Annotated in this window: 22 protein-coding genes; 13 read left to right on the top strand and 9 right to left on the bottom strand. The window is 60.1% G+C overall.

What is annotated here, in order from left to right; translation table 11 throughout:
- Positions 1-136: 136 nt before the first annotated feature.
- A complete protein-coding gene (gene trpA, locus HX875_RS13705) occupies positions 137-946 on the bottom strand; it encodes a tryptophan synthase subunit alpha (RefSeq protein ID WP_010168557.1) in 810 nt (269 codons plus the stop codon).
- A complete protein-coding gene (gene trpB / locus HX875_RS13700; RefSeq protein WP_177043584.1) occupies positions 946-2,172 on the bottom strand; it encodes a tryptophan synthase subunit beta in 1,227 nt (408 codons plus the stop codon). The genes trpA and trpB overlap by 1 nt, the downstream gene beginning before the upstream one ends.
- Positions 2,173-2,281: 109 nt before the next feature.
- On the opposite strand from trpB, the gene HX875_RS13695 reads away from it, so the two are divergent.
- A complete protein-coding gene (locus HX875_RS13695) occupies positions 2,282-3,178 on the top strand; it encodes a LysR family transcriptional regulator (RefSeq protein WP_177043583.1) in 897 nt (298 codons plus the stop codon).
- On the opposite strand, the gene HX875_RS13690 is transcribed toward HX875_RS13695, so the two are convergent.
- Entirely contained in the window at positions 3,175-3,501 is a 327-nt protein-coding gene (locus HX875_RS13690) for a DUF883 family protein (protein WP_032885107.1), read from the bottom strand. The two genes, HX875_RS13695 and HX875_RS13690, sit on opposite strands and share 4 nt — an antisense overlap.
- Positions 3,502-3,657: 156 nt before the next feature.
- Between HX875_RS13690 and HX875_RS13685 the strand changes: the two genes are divergently transcribed.
- Both HX875_RS13685 and HX875_RS13680 read left to right on the top strand, forming a co-directional pair.
- Positions 3,658-3,873 (top strand): dodecin, encoded by a 216-nt coding sequence (locus HX875_RS13685; protein ID WP_017848986.1) that lies wholly within the window; start codon positions 3,658-3,660, stop codon positions 3,871-3,873.
- A 118-nt stretch (positions 3,874-3,991) separates the two neighbouring features.
- On the top strand, positions 3,992-4,219 hold the full coding sequence (locus HX875_RS13680; protein ID WP_003214893.1) for a DUF1161 domain-containing protein: 228 nt from the start codon (positions 3,992-3,994) through the stop codon (positions 4,217-4,219).
- Between the two features lie 59 nt (positions 4,220-4,278).
- Here the strand turns inward: HX875_RS13680 and HX875_RS13675 are convergent, their stop codons facing one another.
- Positions 4,279-5,280 carry an LLM class flavin-dependent oxidoreductase gene (locus HX875_RS13675; protein WP_008439586.1) on the bottom strand — a complete coding sequence of 334 codons (1,002 nt, stop codon included), beginning with the start codon at positions 5,278-5,280 and terminating at the stop codon, positions 4,279-4,281.
- A gap of 217 nt (positions 5,281-5,497) precedes the next feature.
- Between HX875_RS13675 and HX875_RS13670 the strand changes: the two genes are divergently transcribed.
- Both HX875_RS13670 and HX875_RS13665 read left to right on the top strand, forming a co-directional pair.
- Positions 5,498-5,929: an OsmC family protein gene (locus HX875_RS13670; protein ID WP_177043582.1), complete on the top strand. Its 432-nt coding sequence runs from the start codon at positions 5,498-5,500 to the stop codon at positions 5,927-5,929.
- A gap of 182 nt (positions 5,930-6,111) precedes the next feature.
- Positions 6,112-6,351, top strand: a complete 240-nt coding sequence (locus HX875_RS13665) for a DUF1161 domain-containing protein (protein WP_177043581.1) — start codon at positions 6,112-6,114, stop codon at positions 6,349-6,351.
- Here the strand turns inward: HX875_RS13665 and HX875_RS13660 are convergent, their stop codons facing one another.
- Positions 6,352-6,774 carry a PA0061/PA0062 family lipoprotein gene (locus HX875_RS13660; protein ID WP_177043580.1) on the bottom strand — a complete coding sequence of 141 codons (423 nt, stop codon included), beginning with the start codon at positions 6,772-6,774 and terminating at the stop codon, positions 6,352-6,354.
- A 140-nt stretch (positions 6,775-6,914) separates the two neighbouring features.
- Between HX875_RS13660 and HX875_RS13655 the strand changes: the two genes are divergently transcribed.
- Positions 6,915-7,952 carry an aminopeptidase gene (locus HX875_RS13655; RefSeq protein ID WP_177043579.1) on the top strand — a complete coding sequence of 346 codons (1,038 nt, stop codon included), beginning with the start codon at positions 6,915-6,917 and terminating at the stop codon, positions 7,950-7,952.
- Positions 7,953-8,068: 116 nt separating this feature from the next.
- On the opposite strand, the gene HX875_RS13650 is transcribed toward HX875_RS13655, so the two are convergent.
- Complete coding sequence (locus HX875_RS13650) at positions 8,069-8,722, bottom strand: HAD family hydrolase (RefSeq protein WP_177043578.1); 654 nt, start codon at positions 8,720-8,722, stop codon at positions 8,069-8,071.
- 11 nt (positions 8,723-8,733) lie between these two features.
- Positions 8,734-9,276: a gamma carbonic anhydrase family protein gene (locus tag HX875_RS13645; protein WP_063033719.1), complete on the bottom strand. Its 543-nt coding sequence runs from the start codon at positions 9,274-9,276 to the stop codon at positions 8,734-8,736.
- Between the two features lie 102 nt (positions 9,277-9,378).
- Here HX875_RS13645 and prlC point away from each other — a divergent pair, with 102 nt between their 5' ends.
- Both prlC and HX875_RS13635 read left to right on the top strand, forming a co-directional pair.
- Positions 9,379-11,430 carry an oligopeptidase A gene (gene prlC / locus HX875_RS13640; protein WP_371321479.1) on the top strand — a complete coding sequence of 684 codons (2,052 nt, stop codon included), beginning with the start codon at positions 9,379-9,381 and terminating at the stop codon, positions 11,428-11,430.
- Entirely contained in the window at positions 11,427-11,699 is a 273-nt protein-coding gene (locus HX875_RS13635) for a YheV family putative zinc ribbon protein (RefSeq protein ID WP_003214872.1), read from the top strand. The genes prlC and HX875_RS13635 overlap by 4 nt, the downstream gene beginning before the upstream one ends.
- A 27-nt stretch (positions 11,700-11,726) precedes the next feature.
- Here the strand turns inward: HX875_RS13635 and HX875_RS13630 are convergent, their stop codons facing one another.
- Entirely contained in the window at positions 11,727-12,413 is a 687-nt protein-coding gene (locus tag HX875_RS13630; protein ID WP_177043576.1) for a phosphatase domain-containing protein, read from the bottom strand.
- A 274-nt stretch (positions 12,414-12,687) separates the two neighbouring features.
- On the opposite strand from HX875_RS13630, the gene HX875_RS13625 reads away from it, so the two are divergent.
- From HX875_RS13625 to HX875_RS13615, 3 genes are read left to right on the top strand one after another with little or no spacing between them, the layout of a single operon-like run.
- Positions 12,688-13,428 carry a gluconate 2-dehydrogenase subunit 3 family protein gene (locus HX875_RS13625; RefSeq protein ID WP_177043575.1) on the top strand — a complete coding sequence of 247 codons (741 nt, stop codon included), beginning with the start codon at positions 12,688-12,690 and terminating at the stop codon, positions 13,426-13,428.
- 2 nt (positions 13,429-13,430) lie between these two features.
- A complete protein-coding gene (locus tag HX875_RS13620) occupies positions 13,431-15,215 on the top strand; it encodes a GMC family oxidoreductase (RefSeq protein ID WP_177043574.1) in 1,785 nt (594 codons plus the stop codon).
- Between the two features lie 12 nt (positions 15,216-15,227).
- Positions 15,228-16,496 (top strand): cytochrome c, encoded by a 1,269-nt coding sequence (locus HX875_RS13615; protein WP_177043573.1) that lies wholly within the window; start codon positions 15,228-15,230, stop codon positions 16,494-16,496.
- 70 nt (positions 16,497-16,566) lie between these two features.
- Here HX875_RS13615 and HX875_RS13610 read toward each other — a convergent pair whose 3' ends face one another.
- Complete coding sequence (locus HX875_RS13610) at positions 16,567-16,818, bottom strand: hypothetical protein (protein ID WP_177043572.1); 252 nt, start codon at positions 16,816-16,818, stop codon at positions 16,567-16,569.
- A 223-nt stretch (positions 16,819-17,041) separates the two neighbouring features.
- Between HX875_RS13610 and HX875_RS13605 the strand changes: the two genes are divergently transcribed.
- Positions 17,042-18,100, top strand: a complete 1,059-nt coding sequence (locus HX875_RS13605) for a PA0069 family radical SAM protein (protein WP_177043571.1) — start codon at positions 17,042-17,044, stop codon at positions 18,098-18,100.
- A 198-nt stretch (positions 18,101-18,298) separates the two neighbouring features.
- Positions 18,299-19,030, top strand: coding sequence for a carbonic anhydrase (locus tag HX875_RS13600; RefSeq protein ID WP_177043570.1), 732 nt, complete (start codon positions 18,299-18,301; stop codon positions 19,028-19,030).
- The last annotated feature ends 52 nt before the right edge of the window (positions 19,031-19,082 follow it).

Below are 19,082 nucleotides of genomic sequence, written 5' to 3'. Positions count from 1 at the left end.
CTGTTTCCTCAGTACTGCACGAACAAAAAAGGGATTTCGAACCACGTTCGAAATCCCTTGGTCTTGTTAGCTTAGGTACTGATTTGCCAGCATGATTCCTCTGTATCAGGAACTTTACCTACCGCTTACGAGCCGCTTACTTACGGGCGTTGCGCACACCTTCCGACAGCGCCGAACACAGGGTCAATACACCGTCGATGGCCTGCTGGTCGTTGCTGGCATTGGCGATGTGATCGATCAGTGCCGACCCCACTACCACACCGTCTGCCAGGCGGGCGATTGCAGCGGCCTGCTCCGGGGTACGGATACCAAAACCGATGCTGATCGGCAGGTCGGTGTGGCGACGCAGGCGGGTCACGGCTTCTTCGACGTGTTCCAGGGTCGCGGCACCGGCACCGGTCACACCGGCTACCGACACGTAGTACACAAACCCGGAGCTGCCGTTAAGTACGGTCGGCAGGCGCACGTCGTCGGTGGTCGGCGTGGTCAGGCGGATAAAGTCGATACCGGCGGCCTGGGCCGGGTCGCACAGCTCGCCGTTATGCTCGGGCGGCATGTCGACCACGATCAGGCCGTCGACGCCGGCTTCTTTCGCATCGCTGATAAAGCGTGGCACGCCGTACATGTGGATCGGGTTGAAGTAGCCCATCAACACCAGTGGCGTGTCGCTGTTGTCCTTGCGGAACTCGCGGACCATTTGCAGGGTTTTCGTGAGGTTCTGCTTGGCAGTCAGCGCGCGGATGTTGGCCAGTTGAATGGCGGGACCATCGGCCATCGGGTCGGTGAAGGGCATGCCCAGTTCGATCACATCGGCACCGGCCGCCGGCAAGCCCTTGAGGATCGCCAGCGAGGTGTCATAGCCCGGGTCGCCGGCGGTAACGAAGGTCACCAGGGCGGCGCGGTTTTGTTCTTTCAGTTGCGCAAAACGTGTTTGCAGGCGGCTCATCAGTGTTTCTCCTGCTGGGACTGTTCCATGTGGTGCATCACGGTTTGCATGTCTTTGTCGCCACGGCCGGACAGGTTCACCACCATCAGGTGATCTTTCGGCAAGGTCGGTGCGCGTTTGAACACTTCGGCCAGGGCGTGGGCGCTTTCCAGTGCAGGAATAATCCCTTCCAGGCGGCAGCATTTGTGGAACGCGTCGAGCGCTTCGTCGTCGGTTACCGAGGTGTACTGGACGCGGCCGATGTCGTGCAACCAGGCGTGTTCAGGGCCGATGCCCGGGTAGTCGAGGCCGGCGGAAATCGAGTGGGCGTCGATGATCTGGCCATCGTCGTCCTGCAGCAGGAACGTGCGGTTGCCGTGAAGTACGCCCGGTACGCCGCCGTTGAGGCTCGCCGCGTGCTTGCCGGTTTCGATGCCGTAGCCGGCCGCCTCAACGCCGATGATGTCGACGCTGGTGTCATCCAGGAACGGATGGAACAGGCCCATGGCGTTGGAACCGCCGCCGATGCAGGCCACCAGGCTGTCGGGCAGCCGACCTTCCTGGGCTTGCAGCTGGGTACGGGTTTCCTTGCCGATCACGGCCTGGAAGTCGCGAACCATCGCCGGGTAAGGGTGTGGGCCGGCCACGGTGCCAATCAGGTAGAAGGTGCTGTCGACGTTGGTCACCCAGTCGCGCAGGGCTTCGTTCATCGCGTCTTTCAGGGTGCCGGTGCCGGCGACGACCGGGATCACTTCGGCGCCCAGCAGCTTCATGCGGAATACGTTGGCCTGCTGGCGCTCAATGTCGGTGGTGCCCATGTAGATCACGCATTGCAGGCCAAACCGCGCGGCGACGGTGGCAGTGGCCACACCGTGCATGCCGGCGCCGGTCTCGGCGATGATGCGTTTTTTGCCCATGCGCCGCGCCAGCAGGATCTGGCCGATGCAGTTGTTGATCTTGTGGGCGCCGGTGTGGTTCAGCTCTTCGCGCTTAAGGTAGATCTTGGCGCCGCCGCAGAATTCGGTCAGGCGTTCGGCGAAGTACAGCGGGCTTGGACGTCCGACGTAGTCGCGCTGGAAGTAGGCCAGTTCTTCGTTGAACGCCGGATCGATCTTGGCCGCTTCGTATTCGCGGGCCAGATCAAGGATCAACGGCATCAGGGTCTCCGCCACGTAGCGGCCGCCGAACGAACCAAACAGGCCATTGGCATCTGGGCCGTTGCGTAAATCGGTCTGGGACTGAGTCATGGGACGCTCCAGGTAGAAAATATGTAAGAGGCAATGACGGTCACTCTACCCCTGACGCTGGGCGCTGAAAACCGATAAGATCGCCACAACCTGTCAGGAAAACTCACAGATGAGCCGAGATCTTCCCCCGCTGAATGCCCTGCGCGCTTTTGAGGCGACCGCTCGCCTGAACAGCGTGAGCCAGGCTGCCGAGCAACTGCACGTCACCCATGGGGCGGTCAGCCGGCAGCTCAAGGTGCTGGAAGAGCATCTCGGCGTCAGCCTGTTCGTCAAGGACGGGCGCGGCCTCAAACTCACAGATGCCGGTATCCGCCTGCGGGATGCGAGTTTCGAGGCGTTCGAGCGTTTAAGGGACACTTGCGCCGAACTCACCCAAAGCAGTGCCGACGCGCCGTTTGTGCTCGGCTGCTCCGGCAGCCTGCTGGCGCGCTGGTTTATCCCGCGCTTGGGCCGCCTGAATACGGATTTGCCGGATTTACGCCTGCACTTGTCGGCAGGCGAAGGCGACCTTGACCCGCGTCGCCCGGGGTTGGATGCGCTGCTGGTGTTCGCCGAGCCGCCGTGGCCGGCGGATATGCAGGTTTACGAATTGGCCAGCGAGCGCATCGGCCCGGTCATGAGCCCACGTTTTGCCCATTACGAACGATTGCGCCAGGCGCCTGCCGAGGCACTGCGCAATGAAACCCTGTTGCACACCACCTCTCGCCCACAAGCCTGGCCCAGCTGGGCTCAGCACCACGGGATCGACGCCGGCGCGTTGAAGTACGGCCAGGGTTTCGAGCATTTGTATTATTTGCTGGAGGCAGCGGTGGCAGGGTTGGGGGTGGCGATTGCGCCGCAGCCGCTGGTGGCAGAGGACCTGCGAGCGGGCCGCCTGGTTGCGCCGTGGGGTTTCAGTGAAACCCCGGCGCAACTGGCGTTGTGGCTACCCAAGCGCGCCGCGGATGGGCGCGCCCGGCAACTGGCGCAGTGGCTCAAGGCTGAGCTGGCGCGCCAGGACGTTTAGTCGCCGCGTTTGCACAGCAAGTAAGCCGCCAGCAGGCCCAGCGCACCAACGGCGACACCGGCGGTAGTCCATGGGTGCTCTTGCGCGTAGTCCCGTGTTGCAACACTGGTTTCGCGGATTTTGACTTTGCTTTCTTCGTAGGCATCGCTGATCAGGTGGCGGGAATGCTTGAGGGCGTTCTCGGCATTGCTTTTCAGGGCCTTCAGGGTTTTGCGCGACTCGTCAGACGCATCGTCCTTGAGGCTTTCCAGAGATTTGAGCAGGCTCGAAATCTCGGCTTCCATGCTTTCCAATGACGCTTTGCGTAAAGAGGTGTTGGCCATGTGGGCTCTCCTGGAGTGATTGAGTGGCGTGTGTTGTTTCCGACTGCGGCGGTTTCAGAAAGTGCAGTAAATCTGAACTTTCGCGTGGGAATGGTCGCCAGAAGCAGTACGAGAATTCACTGCTAGGCTTCATAAACCACCCAGGAGAAAAACCTTATGAGTGATCATCACACCTACAAGAAAGTCGAACTGGTGGGCTCTTCCACGACCAGCATCGAGGAAGCCATCAATAATGCCCTGGCGGAAGCCAGCAAGAGCATCAAGCACTTGGAGTGGTTTGAAGTGACCGAAACCCGTGGCCACATCAAGGATGGCAAGGCCGCGCATTTCCAGGTCACCCTCAAGGTAGGGTTCCGTATTGCCAGTAGTTGATCCAGCCGGTTGAACTTGCGCGCTGGCCGATTGCCATAAACTCCGCTACAACCTTTAGGTACGTCGACGTGACGAGCGTTGGCGTGCTTCCTTTCGATCAACCCAAGGAAAGTGACGGATGAAGAACTTTTTGTTGGCGGTAGGTTTGTTGAGCATTGCGGGCACAGCCCTGGCGGCGGGCAAGCCTTGTGAAGAGCTGAAAAGCGAGATTGCGGCGAAAATCGACGCTAAGGGCGCTTCAGGCTATTCCCTGGAAATCGTGGACAAAGGTGCTGCACCTAGTGACCACACGGTTGTCGGCAGCTGTGAAGCCGGTACCAAGGAAATTGCCTACAAGCGCGGGTGATCCCGTGTTGCAGACATAAAAAACCGACGCAAGTGCGTCGGTTTTTTTATGCCTCGGGTTTAGCCCTTCATGATCTGCGCCAGCAGTTCGTAGGAATGAATCCGGTCGGCGTGCTCGTACAGGTCACAGGTAAAGATCAGCTCGTCAGCGCCGGTCTGCTCCACCAGCACTTCCAGCTTGGCGCGGATCTTCTGCGGGCTGCCCACCATGGCCAGGCCAAGGAAGCTGCCGACCGCGTCTTTCTCATGGGGCAGCCACAGGCCGTCCATGGTCTTGACCGGCGGGCGCTGCACCAGGCTTTGCCCGCGCATCAGCGCGAGGATCCGCTGGTACACCGAGGTGGCCAGGTAATCGGCTTGCTCATCGGTATCGGCGGCCACCAGCGGGATGCCGAGCATCACGTAGGGCTTGTCCAGCACGGCTGACGGCTTGAAGTGATTGCGATAGACGCGAATCGCTTCATGCATCAGGCGCGGTGCGAAATGTGAGGCAAAGGCGTAAGGCAAACCGCGTTCGCCCGCCAGTTGCGCACTGAACAGGCTTGAACCCAGCAGCCACACCGGGACGTTGGTGCCGGTGCCCGGCACGGCGATAACCCGCTGGTCTGGGGTGCGTGGGCCCAGGTAGGCCATCAGCTCGGCCACGTCTTCCGGGAAATCGTCCGCGCTGCCGGAGCGTTCACGGCGCAGAGCGCGGGCGGTCATCTGGTCGGAGCCCGGCGCACGGCCAAGGCCCAGGTCGATGCGGCCCGGGTACAGGCTTTCCAGGGTGCCGAACTGCTCGGCGATCACCAACGGCGCGTGGTTGGGCAGCATCACCCCCCCGGAGCCGACGCGAATCGTCGAAGTACCGCCGGCCAGGTAACCCAGCAAAACCGAGGTCGCCGAGCTGGCGATGCCGTCCATATTGTGGTGTTCGGCCACCCAGAAACGGTTGTAGCCGAATTTTTCCACATGCTGGGCCAGGTCCAGGGAATTGCGCAGCGACTGCGCCGGGCTGCCGTTGGCGCGCACAGGCACCAGGTCTAGGGTCGAGAACTTTACGTCGGACAGCGATTTCATAAGCCTGCTTCTCCAATAGGGGCGCAGGCTTCTTAGACGAACCAAAACCTGCCGCTTCATGTGCATGTCCTATGCAATGAGGGCATATACCCGAGATTCAATAGCGAAGCGGAAATTTCCTACTTAATCGCTAGGTTTCTCCGACAAGATGAACTTTGCCGGGGCGTCTATCCTCAGAACCCTTACTGACGCAAAACCACCGTTCGAGGAGACCGCTATGAGTATCGTTAAAAAAGCATCCGCGCATTGGGAAGGCGACCTGAAGACTGGCCTGGGTTCCATCTCCACGGAGACCGGCGTGCTGCGCGAAGCGCCCTACGGCTTCAAGGCCCGTTTCGAAGGCGGCAAAGGCACCAACCCTGAAGAGCTGATCGGTGCGGCCCATGCCGGCTGTTTCTCCATGGCCTTTTCCATGATTCTCGGCGACGCCGGGCTCAAGGCCGATAGCATCGACACCCACGCCGAAGTGACCCTGGACCAGGTGGACGGTGGTTTTGCGATCACTGCAGTGCACCTGATCCTCCAGGCCAAGATCCCGGGCGCGAGCCAGGCGCAGTTCGATGAATTGAGCAAAAAGGCCAAGGAAGGATGCCCGGTGTCCAAGGTGTTGAACGCCAAAATCACCCTGGACGGCACCCTCGTTAGTTGATCAACCCTTGTAGGAGCGAGCTTGCTCGCGAAGCACTCAAAGGCGCCGCGCTCTTCCAGGCGGTGCGCCTTATCGTTGACGTTTTTCGCGAGCAAGCTCGCTCCTACACGTTCAGGTATGGTCGAATAGCCGATTGCAGACTTAGCGCACACCCGTGCGCATGCATTCAGGGAGCTTCACACATGAAACGTATTGCCTTGGCGGTTATCTGCGGTGCGCTGGCCACGTCGGCACTGGCCGCGCCGAAAGACTGTGAAGAGCTGAGGAAAGAGATCGAGGTCAAAATCCAGGCCAAAGCGATTCCGTCCTACACCCTGGAAATCATTACCGCAGAAGAGGCCAAAAATCATGACAGCGCCATGATCGTGGGCTCTTGTGAAAACGGCACCAAGCGCATTATCTACCAGAAGAACAACGACTGATCAGATGCAGTTGACGCTGCGTTCTTCTGCCAGCAACTGACCCGCTTTGTTGTACAGCCGGATATTCGGGTTGTAGCCAAGTGACCGCCCTTCCAGGCGATAACGCTGGCCGGCCTCGAAACGGTCGTATTGCAGGGTCATGAAGCAGGTGCGGTCAGTGGTTTGGCCAAACCCGCCGAAGCTGCCGCCGGTAGGCACCTCGAAATCAAAACGCACCATCAATTCATGGCTGCCAGGCGGCACCTGGAAAAAGCGCCCGTCGTTCAGGTTCTTTCCGTCCAGGCGTTGCGCCATCACCAGCTTGGCACCGGGTGTCGGAGTGGCGAAATCGACCCAGGCTTGTTGCGGATCCACCGCAGGGAGCGGCGTCGACGCGCAGGCACTGAGAAAAATCGCGGTGACGGGAAGCAGTAGCTGACGCATGTTAAGCACTCAACTGTAGGAATGGTTTTGAGCGGCTGCGTTCTGCAGCAAGCTCCCTATGAGTATAAACACGCCACGCCATGGAAAAATTCCCCCCAGGCGAGATAGTCTGGCGGGATGATTACCTGTGAGAGGTTTGAATGGTCAGGCGTTTACTTCCCGGGTTGATGCTGCTGTTGCTCGGCGGCTGCTCCAGCGTGAGTTATTACAGTCAGTTGGCAGACGGCCAACTGCAATTGCTGCGGGCCCGGGAGCCGGTCTCCAAGGTCATCGCCGACCCCTCGCGCCCGCAGCTGCTGCGCGAGCATTTGGCGCAGTCGCAAAAAGCCCGCACCTTCGCCAGCGAACACCTGCACCTGCCGGATAACCAGAGTTACCGTCTGTATGCCGATATCGGCCGCCAGTACGTGGTCTGGAACGTCTTCGCCACGCCTGAATTTTCCCTCTCGCCCCAGACCCACTGCTTCCCGATTGCCGGTTGCGTGGCCTATCGCGGTTACTACAACCAGGGCGCCGCGCGCGGCCAGGCGGCGTTGTTGAAGCAGCAAGGCATGGACGTGTCGATTGGTGGCGTCGAGGCCTATTCCACCCTGGGTTGGTTCAACGACCCGATCATGAACTCGATGATGAATTGGGGCGATGAGCGCCTGGCCACGCTGATTTTTCATGAGCTGGCGCACCAGCGGTTTTATGTGAAGGACGACACCGAGTTCAACGAGTCGTACGCCACCTTTGTCGAGCAGGAAGGCACCCGCCAGTGGCGTGCAGCCCAGGGTTTGCCGCCTGCCAGTGAGTCGACGTTGAAGCAGCGCGACCAGTTCACCCGGCTGGTGCTCGACACCCGCAAGCGCCTGGAACAGTTGTACACCCAGCCGCTGGCGGCAGATGCCATGCGTGAGGCGAAGGCGGCCGAATTCGAACGCCTGCGCCGTGACTACCGGCAAATGCGCGATAGCCAGTGGGCCGGCGACAAGCGCTATGACGCCTGGATGAACCTGCCGATGAACAACGCAAGGTTGTTGCCGTTTGGTTTGTATGACCAGTGGGTGCCGGCGTTTGCCGCGTTGTTCCGGGAGGAAGGCGGGGATTGGGTGAGGTTTTTTGTAGCGGTGGAGAGGCTGGGCGGGTTGCCGGTGGATCAGCGTAAGGCGGCACTGAGAACACTGGAAGCCCCGTAGCAGCTGTCGAGCCCCAGCGAGGCTGCGTAGGCCGCACCGCAGAGATCAAGCCAGGCTGGAACCGAGTCGCGCCCGACGCAGCCTCGCTGGGGCTCGACAGCTGCTACGAGATTGTTTTATGGCCGCTGCAAAAACGCCTGATGCATCTCGGCCAACGTTTCAAAATGCCAGGTCGGCGCCTCGGCACTCAGTTCCTCATGGCTGCCAAACCCATAACCCACCGCCGCCGCATCCAGCCCATTGCTGCGGGCACCAATCAGGTCGTGCTTGCGGTCGCCAATCATCAAGGTGCTGGCCGGGTCCAGGCCTTCTTCTGCCATAAGGTGCGCAATCAGCTCGACCTTGTTGGTGCGAGTGCCGTCCAGCTCGCTGCCGTAGATCACTTTGAAGTGCCGGGCAAAATCAAAGTGTCGGGCAATTTCCCGGGCAAATACCCAAGGCTTGGACGTGGCCACATACAGTTGGCGGCCCTGGCCGTTCAGTGCCTCCAGCAGCGGCATCACGCCGTCAAACACCCTGTTTTCATACAGGCCGGTGACCTTGAAGCGCTCGCGGTAAAAATTCACCGCCTCCCACGCCTTGGCCTCGTCGAAACCGTAGAACTGCATGAAGGCTTGCAGCAGTGGCGGGCCGATGAAGTGTTCGAGTTTGGTCAGGTCCGGCTCATCAATCCCCAGTTTGGCGAGGGCGTACTGGATCGAGCGGGTGATGCCTTCGCGCGGGTCGGTGAGGGTGCCATCGAGGTCGAACAAAACGGTTTGGTAATGCATGGGGATCCTTGTCATTGGTCGAAGCCCTCGGCCAGGTGCAGGTCTTTAAGCTTCACGTAGTTCGCCGCGCTGTAGGTGAAAAACGCCCGTTCCTTGTCAGTCAGCGGGCGGATTTGTTTAACCGGGCTGCCGACATACAAAAAGCCGCTTTCGAGTTTCTTGCCCGGCGGCACCAGGCTGCCGGCGCCGATGATCACGTCGTCTTCCACCACGGCGCCATCCATCACAATGCTGCCCATGCCGATCAGGATGCGATTGCCCACCGTGCAGCCATGCAACATGACCTTGTGGGCGATGGTCACGTCGTCACCGATCAGCAGCGGGAAGCCATCAGGATTGAAGGGCCCTGCGTGGGTAATGTGCAGCACGCAGCCGTCCTGCACGCTGGTGCGCGCACCGATGCGGATGCGGTGCATGTCGCCGCGGATCACCGTCAGCGGCCATACCGAGCTGTCGGCGCCGATTTCGACATCGCCGATCACCACCGCCGACGCATCGACGAAAGCCCCGGCGGCCAAGGCCGGCGTGTGATTCTGGTAGGTGCGAAGGGTCACGATAGGCTCTCTCTCTTCTGCTGATAGCTGCGGTGGGCGTTGATTGTAATTAAGATGGCCCCATCTTTGTTCTTACATGTTTCTTCAGCCAAGGTGCCAACCGTGAGCGCGAACAACCCTCTTCTGCAGTCCTACGACCTGCCGCCGTTCTCGGCGATCCGTGCCGAGCACGTACAGCCGGCCATCGAACAGATCCTCGCCGACAACCGTGTTGCCATCGAAGGCATCCTGCAAAGCCAGGGTAAAAATCCGACCTGGGCCGGGCTGGTCCTGGCCATGGACGAACTCAATGACCGTTTGGGCGCCGCCTGGAGCCCGGTCAGCCACCTGAACGCCGTGTGCAACAGCGCCGAACTGCGCGAAGCCTACGAGGCGTGCCTGCCGGCGTTGAGCGCCTACTCCACCGAGATGGGCCAGAACCGCGAACTGTTCCAGGCCTTTGAAGCCTTGGCGAACAGCCCGGAAGCCGCCGGCTTCGACGTGGCGCAAAAAACTATCCTGGAACATTCCCTGCGTGACTTCCGCCTGTCGGGTATCGATTTGCCGCCGGAGCAGCAAAAACGTTATGCCGAAGTGCAGAGCAAGCTCTCCGAGCTGGGCAGCAAGTTCTCCAACCAGTTGCTCGATGCCACCCAGGCTTGGACCAAGCACGTCACCGACGAAGCGACCCTCGCCGGCCTGACCGATTCGGCCAAGGCACAAATGGCCGCCGCCGCCCAGGCCAAAGGCCTCGACGGCTGGCTGATCACCCTGGAATTCCCGAGCTACTACGCGGTGATGACCTACGCCCACGACCGCGCCCTGCGTGAAGAAATCTACGCGGCCTACTGCACCCGTGCGTCGGACCAAGGCCCGAATGCCGGTCAGAACGATAACGGCCCAGTCATGGAACAGATCCTCGACCTGCGTCAGGAGCTGGCACAACTGCTGGGCTTCGCCTCGTTCTCCGAACTGAGCCTGGCCACCAAAATGGCCGAGTCCAGCGACCAGGTGCTGAGCTTCCTGCGGGACCTGGCCAAGCGCAGCAAGCCGTTCGCCACCCAGGACCTGCAACAGCTCAAGGCTTACGCTGGCGAACAAGGCTGCCCGGACCTGCAAAGCTGGGACAGCGGTTTCTACGGCGAAAAGCTGCGTGAACAACGCTACAGCGTCGCCCAGGAAGCCCTGCGCGCCTACTTCCCGATCGACAAGGTGCTCAGCGGCCTGTTCGCCATTGTTCAACGCCTGTACGGCATCGAGATCGCCGAGCAGAAAGGCTTCGACACCTGGCACCCGGACGTCCGCCTGTTCGAAATCAAGGAAAACGGCCAACACGTCGGCCGCTTCTTCTTCGACCTGTACGCCCGCGCCAACAAGCGTGGCGGTGCCTGGATGGACGGCGCCCGTGACCGTCGCCGCACCCTCGACGGCGTGCTGCAAAGCCCGGTGGCCAACCTGGTGTGCAACTTCACCCCGGCCGACAGCGGCAAGCCTGCCCTGCTGACCCACGATGAAGTGACTACCCTGTTCCACGAATTCGGCCACGGCCTGCATCACCTGTTGACCCGTGTTGAACACGCTGGCGTGTCCGGCATCAACGGAGTGGCCTGGGATGCGGTGGAGTTGCCGAGCCAGTTCATGGAGAACTGGTGCTGGGAGCCCGAAGGCCTGGCGTTGATTTCCGGTCACTATGAAACCGGCGAGCCGCTGCCTCAGGACCTGCTGGAAAAAATGCTGGCCGCGAAGAACTTCCAGTCCGGCCTGATGATGGTGCGCCAACTGGAATTCTCGCTGTTCGACTTTGAGCTGCATGCCACCCACGGTGACGGGCGCAGTGTGTTGCAGGTGCTTGAAGGCGTGCGTGACGAGGTCTCGGTGATGCGTCCGCCGGCCTACAACCGCTTCCCGAACAGCTTCGCGCACATCTTTGCCGGCGGTTACGCGGCGGGTTACTACAGCTACAAGTGGGCGGAAGTGCTGTCGGCCGATGCCTTCTCCAAGTTCGAAGAAGATGGCGTGCTCAACGCCGAGACAGGCCGGGCGTTCCGCGAGGCGATTCTGGCCCGTGGCGGCTCCCAGGCGCCGATGGTGCTGTTCGTCGATTTCCGCGGACGTGCGCCGTCGATTGACGCACTCTTGCGCCACAGCGGCCTGAGTGAGGACGCGGCAGCATGAGTGAAGCACCTGTGAAAACCAAAAAACGCTTTATCGCCGGGGCGGTCTGCCCGGCGTGCAGCGAGCCGGACAAGTTGATGATGTGGAGCGAGGACGACGTGCCGCACCGCGAATGCGTGGCCTGCGGTTATTCCGACACGCTCAATGAGCAAGGTCTGTCAGTGCCCAAGGAATTGGGTACGCGGGTGAATACCTCGGCCCTGAAAGCACCGGATCCCAAGGTGCAGGCGGTGCAGTTCTTCCCTAATCCGAAGTTGAAAAAAGACTGACGGGTTTACGCCCCCTGAGCGGATGGCTCAGGGGGTGATCACCAAGGCTGTTTTTTCTGCTGCCGCGTCTTTGGCGGTGTCCGCGGTATTCAGCCAGCTTTTCATCGAGCACAGTGCAAAGGCGCTGGTGCTGCACTCACCGTTGGCCAGTGCCGTGCGTAACTTGTCGACATCGGCCTTCATCATGTAGCGAACGCCGTCTTTAAAGCCGCTGCTTGCGCCAAAGCCACCCAAGGTCATTTCGCTCAGCGCCTCCTCCTTGCTCCACCCCTGAACCACCACCCGATACATCGCCGCCATCAGGCCGGTGCGATCGGAGCCGTGTTTGCAGTGCATCAGCACCGGGCCGCTGGCTTCGGCGTCCTGAATGGCACGCAGCGCCGCGAGCACATCGGCGTCGTCGACGTGGTTGGTGCGATAGGACAACTGCACCTGATTGATTCCCGGTGTTTTCAGCCAGCTGGCATCGGACTCCGGTAGAAAGTTGATCACCGTACCTATCTTGAGTTTTTCCAGTACAGGAACAGCGCCGCTATCCGGCAGAGCGCTGCGATAGAGCGTGGGCGTCATTTGATACAGGTTGTATTGGCTTCCCACTGGCTGAGCCCATTCCAGTGAACGCATGGGCGTGAGCTCTTCGGCGTGGGCCTGGACGGTGGAAAACAGCGCCATGAACGCCAGGCTGAGGGCAGGCAGTAATTGATGGTTGAACATGGGCGATGTAACCGAATAGGAAAGGGCTGATGGGGCCCAGATTCGCCCAAGGGGGGTCAATGCCGCGTGAGGCTCTCGTCAAAGAATCGTGAACGGCTGCTGTTTTTTCCGGCTGAATCGATTCTCCTCGATCCTTAGCCTGCTATCCTTTGTAACTATTGATTGCTGCTGTGTTCTATCCCTTTGGGTCCTTTGGATCCCATTTGCTGCCAAAACTAATAAGTCGCTCCATGAAGCGGCTGATAAATCCGTGACCACATGATGAGGTGCCACCATGTCTGATCAAGATCAAGACAACCCCCGGCGTGAGTTTTTGCGCAAATCCTTGACCTTGATCCCGGTGGTCACTGTCGCCAGCACGGGCCTGGGCGGTTCGATGCTGATGGCGGTTCCCGAGCCGGTTCAAGCCAGCCCTGAAAAGGCGCCCGTCAGCAGCAAGGCCTATGAGCCGAGCTATTTCACTGCCGAGGAATGGGCCTTCATCAACGCGGCAGTTGCCCGCTTGATCCCGGCTGACGACCAAGGCCCAGGCGCCCTGGAAGCTGGAGCACCGGAATATATTGACCGTCAGATGAACACGCCGTACGCGGCTGGCGCCCTGTGGTTCATGCAGGGCCCGTTCAATGCCGACGCGCCGCCTGAAATGGGCTGGCAGAGCAAATTGGTGCCCAAGGAGATCTATCGCCTCGGCATCGCCGCCACGGATGCCTGGTCGAAAGCGATGAACGGTAAGCTATTTGCCGAGCAAGACAGCGCTACCCAGGAAAAATTGCTCCAGCGTCTGGAGGCTGGCGACGCGCAGTTCGACAGCGTTCCGCCGAAGATTTTCTTCAACCTGTTGCTGCAAAACACCAAGGAGGGTTTCTTCTGCGACCCGGTCCACGGTGGCAACAAAGGCATGGTCGGCTGGACCATGATCGGCTTCCCCGGCGCCCGCGCCGATTTCATGGATTGGGTTGAACGCAACGAGCAATACCCCTTCCCGGCTGTTTCGATCCGCGGCGAGAGGGCATAAACGTGGCGACCATCATGAAGAAAGTGGATGCAGTGATCGTCGGCTTCGGCTGGACCGGCGCGATCATGGCCAAGGAGCTGACAGAGGCGGGCCTCAACGTGGTAGCGCTGGAGCGCGGCCCGATGCAGGACACTTATCCAGACGGCAACTATCCCCAGGTCATCGACGAATTGACCTACAGCGTGCGTAAAAAACTCTTCCAGGACATCTCCAAGGAAACCGTGACCATTCGCCATAGCGTGAATGACGTGGCGATGCCGAACCGCCAACTGGGCGCTTTCCTGCCCGGCAACGGCGTCGGCGGTGCCGGCCTGCATTGGTCGGGCGTGCACTTTCGGGTGGACCCGATCGAGTTGCGCATGCGCAGCCATTACGAAGAGCGCTACGGGAAAAACTTCATTCCCAAGGACATGACCATCCAGGATTTCGGCGTCAGCTACGAAGAGCTGGAGCCGTTCTTCGACTATGCCGAGAAAGTCTTCGGCACCTCCGGCCAAGCCTGGACGGTGAAAGGCCAGCTGGTGGGCGAAGGCAAGGGTGGCAACCCTTACGCGCCGGATCGCTCGAATCATTTCCCTCTGGAATCGCAGAAGAACACCGTGTCCGCACAGCTGTTCCAGAAGGCCGCTGCCTCCGTGGGGTACAAACCCTACAACCTGCCTTCCGCAAATACATCGGGGCCATACACCAACCCCTACGGCGCGCAGATGGGCCCGTGCAACTTCTGCGGCTTCTGCAGCGGTTACGTTTGCTACATGTATTCCAAGGCTTCGCCGAACGTGAACATCCTGCCGGCGTTGCGCCAGGAGCCCAAGTTCGAACTGCGGCCCAATTCCCACGTGCTGAAGGTCAACCTCGACAGCACCAAGCGCAAGGCCACCGGCGTGACCTACGTCGACGCACAGGGCCGTGAATGCGAGCAGCCGGCGGACCTGGTGATCCTTGGTTCATTCCAGTTCAACAACGTGCGCCTGATGCTGCTGTCGGGCATCGGCAAACCCTACGACCCGATCTCCGGCGAGGGCGTGGTGGGGCGGAACTTCGCTTACCAGAACATGGCTACCATCAAGGCGTTCTTCGACAAGGACGTGCACACCAACAACTTCATCGGCGCCGGCGGCAATGGCGTGGCGATCGATGACTTCAACGCCGACAACTTCGACCATGGGCCTCACGGTTTCGTGGGCGGCTCGCCAATGTGGGTCAACCAGGCGGGCAGCCGACCGATTGCCGGTTCTTCCAACCCGCCGGGCACGCCAGCCTGGGGCAGCGCCTGGAAGCGCGCCACCGCCGATTACTACACCCACCAGGTGTCGATGGATGCCCACGGCGCCCATCAATCCTACCGTGGCAACTACCTCGATCTGGACCCGGTTTACCGCGATGCCTACGGTCTGCCGCTGCTGCGCATGACCTTCGACTGGCAGGAAAACGACATCAAGATGAACCGCTTCATGGTCGATAAAATGAGCAAGATCGCCGAAGCCATGAACCCCAAGGCGATTGCCCTGCTGGGCAAAAAAGTCGGTGAGCACTTCAACACCGCGGCCTACCAGACCACTCACCTCAATGGTGGCGCGATCATGGGCACCGACCCGAAAACCAGTGCCTTGAACCGCTACTTGCAGTGCTGGGACGTACACAACGTGTTTGTCCCGGGCGCCTCCGCGTTCCCACAAGGCTTGGGCTACAACCCTACGGGCCTGGTGGCGGCGCTGACCTACTGGTCGGCGCGGGCGATTCGCGAGCAGTACCTGAAAAACCCCGGCCCACTGGTTCAGGCATAAGGAGCGATGACCATGAAAGCATTTGTTATCGCGTCCCTGGCCTTGTTCAGCAGTTGCTCGGTGAGTGCGGCTGAAACCGACTTGGTCAAACAGGGTGAATACTTGGCCCGCGCGGGTGACTGCGTGGCCTGTCACACCGCCAAGGGTGGCAAGCCGTTCGCCGGTGGCCTGCCGATGGAAACCCCGATCGGCACTATCTACTCCACCAACATCACCCCGGACAAAACCGGCCTGGGCGACTACAGCTTCGAAGACTTCGACAAGGCCGTGCGCCATGGCGTCGCCAAGAACGGTAGTACCCTTTACCCGGCGATGCCCTACCCGTCTTATGCGCGGGTGAGCGAAAGCGACATGCAGGCGCTGTATGCGTACTTCATGAAGGGCGTCGAGCCGGTGGCGCAGGTGAACAAGGACAGTGACATTCCCTGGCCGCTGAGCATGCGCTGGCCGTTGGCGGGATGGCGCTGGATGTTTGCGCCCAAGGTCGAGGATTACAAGGCCCAGGCGGGTGCCGATCCGGTGATCAGTCGTGGCGCGTATCTGGTGGAAGGCCTCGGCCACTGTGGCGCCTGCCACACGCCACGGGCGCTGACCATGCAGGAGAAGTCCCTGAGTGCGACAGATGGCAGTACGTTCTTGTCCGGCAGTGCGCCGCTGGAAGGCTGGATTGCCAAGAGCCTGCGGGGTGATCACAAGGATGGCCTGGGGAGCTGGAGCGAGGAACAGCTGGTGCAGTTCCTCAAGACCGGCCGCAGTGATCGCAGTGCGGTGTTTGGTGGCATGAGCGATGTTGTAGTCCACAGCATGCAGTACATGTCGCAAGACGACCTGACGGCTATCGCCCGTTACCTCAAGAGCCTGCCGGCGGTGGATCCCAAGGATCAGCCGCACCAATACGACAAACAGGTCGCCGACGCGCTGTGGAAGGGCGATGACAGCAAGCCGGGGGCCTCGGTGTACATCGACAACTGCGCGGCCTGCCACCGTACTGACGGCCATGGCTACACCCGAGTATTCCCGGCGTTGGCGGGTAACCCGGTGTTGCAGACAACGGACGCCACTTCGTTGATCAACATCGTGTTGAACGGCGGCACGTTGCCGGCTACGCATACGGCGCCTTCGACCTTCACCATGCCGGCGTTTGCCTGGCGGTTGTCGGATCAGGAAGTGGCAGATGTAGTGAACTTTGTGCGAGGCAGTTGGGGTAATAAAGCAAATGCGGTGACAACTTCACAAGTTGCAACACTGCGAAAAAATACTGCGGTTGTCAGGGAGGAATAAACTTCCGATTACACTGTAAGTGTGCCGGCCTTGTAATTATTTATATATAAGGCCGGCACCTAGTCTCTAATTATCGGCGAGCACAGGTTTTCGCAAAAGTATTGGCAAGGATCAAGAATAGAGCTTTGTCTTCATCATCATAATCCCCGTCATTGTCCAGGTCTGTGGGCGAGGAAGTCGTGTCGTAGTGCCCGTCTTTATTGGAAGAAGAGGCATACATCGCGTACGAAAGTTTACCTTCGGTAAAGCGTTCCAGCAGAACTTCCGGGCTGTTGTCTTTTTCAAAGTCTTCGCACGTCAAACGTAGTTCATCCTGAGACATAAATATCCTTTGGGTGTGGAGTGAATTAAGGCGCTGATCATAGCGATGTACTTAAAGCTAAATCCATGCCTCATATGTGGCGATTTATTTCATATTTAATTAGAAGTAGGAAGTTACGTTTTTGCCTGTGTGAGGACTGTTATGGCTCTCGCCTGCTGAACGGTGCTGGCCGAACACATGATCTTCGAATACTGTATATGCATACACATATCGAGGTCTGACCATGAGCATTCCTTTGCCGCCTCGCGGGCGCGGCACGGCCACCAACCTGCACAACCGTTTTGCGCCCACCGTCAGCGTGGCTGAAGACGACGGCTGGTATCAGGAAGTGCCACAGACCCAGGGCACCGAAGTCCGTATCGAAACCGCGAAAACCATCATCACCCGCAACAGCTCGCCGGATATCCCGTTTGACCGGGCAATCAACCCGTACCGCGGCTGTGAGCACGGCTGTATCTATTGCTATGCGCGGCCCAGTCACGCCTATTGGGACTTGTCGCCGGGGCTGGATTTCGAAACCAAGCTGATCGCCAAGACCAACGCCGCCGACGTGTTGGAGCAGCAATTGTCGAAACCGGGCTACACCTGCGCGCCGATCAACCTGGGCTCCAATACCGACCCGTACCAGCCCATCGAGCGCGAGTACAAGATCACCCGGCAGACCCTCGAAGTGCTGCTGCGCTATCGTCATCCGGTGACGATCATTACCAAGGGCTCGCTGATCCTGCGCGACCTTGACCTGCTGACCGAGCTGGCACAGCAGCGGCTGGTGGCCGTGATGATCAGCCTCACCAGCCTGGACGATGAGCTCAAGCGCATTCTCGAGCCACGCACCGCGGCGCCCAAGGCCCGGCTGCGGGCGATCCGGGTGATGCGCGAGGCAGGGATTCCGGTAGGCGTTTTGTGTTCGCCGATGATTCCGATGATCAACGACAGCGAGCTGGAAAGCCTGCTTACCGAAGCCCATGCCGCTGGGGCACAAAGCGCGGCGTACATGATGCTGCGCCTGCCCCTGGAGGTGGCACCGCTGTTCGAGGAGTGGCTGGCGGCTCATTACCCGCAGCGGGCGGCCCATGTGATGAGCCTGGTGCGCCAGGTGCGCGGGGGTGAGGTCTACGACAGTCGCTTCGGTGTACGCATGCGCGGCGAAGGGCCGTTTGCCGATCTTTTGGCGCAACGTTTCGCCAAGGCGATCAAACGCTTGGGGCTGAACCGCCGGGAAGGGTTTAATCTGGATTGCACGGCGTTTTGTCCGCCGGGCAGGCAGATGGCATTGTTGTAGACTGCTGGGTAAAAGCGCATTGCCTTGCAGGCATGGTCGCGTTTTGACATCACTGAGAGCCCCGATCTAGAGCGGTTCATTCAGTTTCAGTTAAGTTTCGGCGGGTACCTTGTTCATCGAGTGACTAATGAGTCGGCGCCATGGTCTGCGCGCCAACCGCACTGGAAAACTCCCCTGCTCCAACCAAGAGGATGAATCATGAGTGACAAGGATAAACAGCCGTTGGCTGTGTCGGCTTCAGCCCCTCACGAGGCGGAGTCCGCCGATGCAGCGCTGCAGCACATCGTTGAAGGCTTTTTGCATTTCCATAACGAGATCTTTCCCCAGCAGGAAGAACTCTTCAAAAAACTCGCCACGGCCCAGAGCCCACGGGCGATGTTTATTACTTGCGCCGACTCGCGCATCGTTCCCGAGCTGATCACCCAAAGCTCCCCGGGCGACTTGTTCGTGACCCGTAACGTCGGCAACGTCGTGCCGCCTTATGGGCAGATGAACGGCGGTGTTTCCACGGCCATCGAGTACGCGGTGCTGGCCCTTGGCGTGCAGCACATCATCATTTGCGGTCACTCCGACTGCGGCGCCATGCGCGCGGTGCTCAACCCCTTGAGCCTGGAAAAAATGCCCACCGTAAAGGCTTGGCTGCGCCATGCCGAGGTCGCCAAGACCATGGTCCAGGACAACTGCGATTGCGCCAACGAGCACGAGAGCATGCACGTGCTGACCGAAGAAAACGTAATCGCCCAGTTACAACACCTGCGCACCCACCCGTCGGTGGCCTCGCGCATGGCCAACGGGCATCTGTTCATCCATGGCTGGGTCTATGACATCGAGACCAGCGAAATCAGGGCCTACGATGCGGATCAGGCAGCGTTCCTGCCTTTGAACGGCACCCAGCCGATCCCATCCGCGACGCCCAAAGCGCGCTTCTAAAACAATCCCCTGTCGGGTAAAGCGATGGCTGCCATTCGAGCAGCCAGGCCTT

The organism is Pseudomonas yamanorum, from assembly GCF_013386765.1.
Taxonomy (GTDB): Bacteria; Pseudomonadota; Gammaproteobacteria; order Pseudomonadales; family Pseudomonadaceae; genus Aquipseudomonas; species Aquipseudomonas yamanorum_A.
Note: the sequence above shows the minus strand (reverse complement) of the source record. Positions and strands in the feature narration are given on the sequence as shown.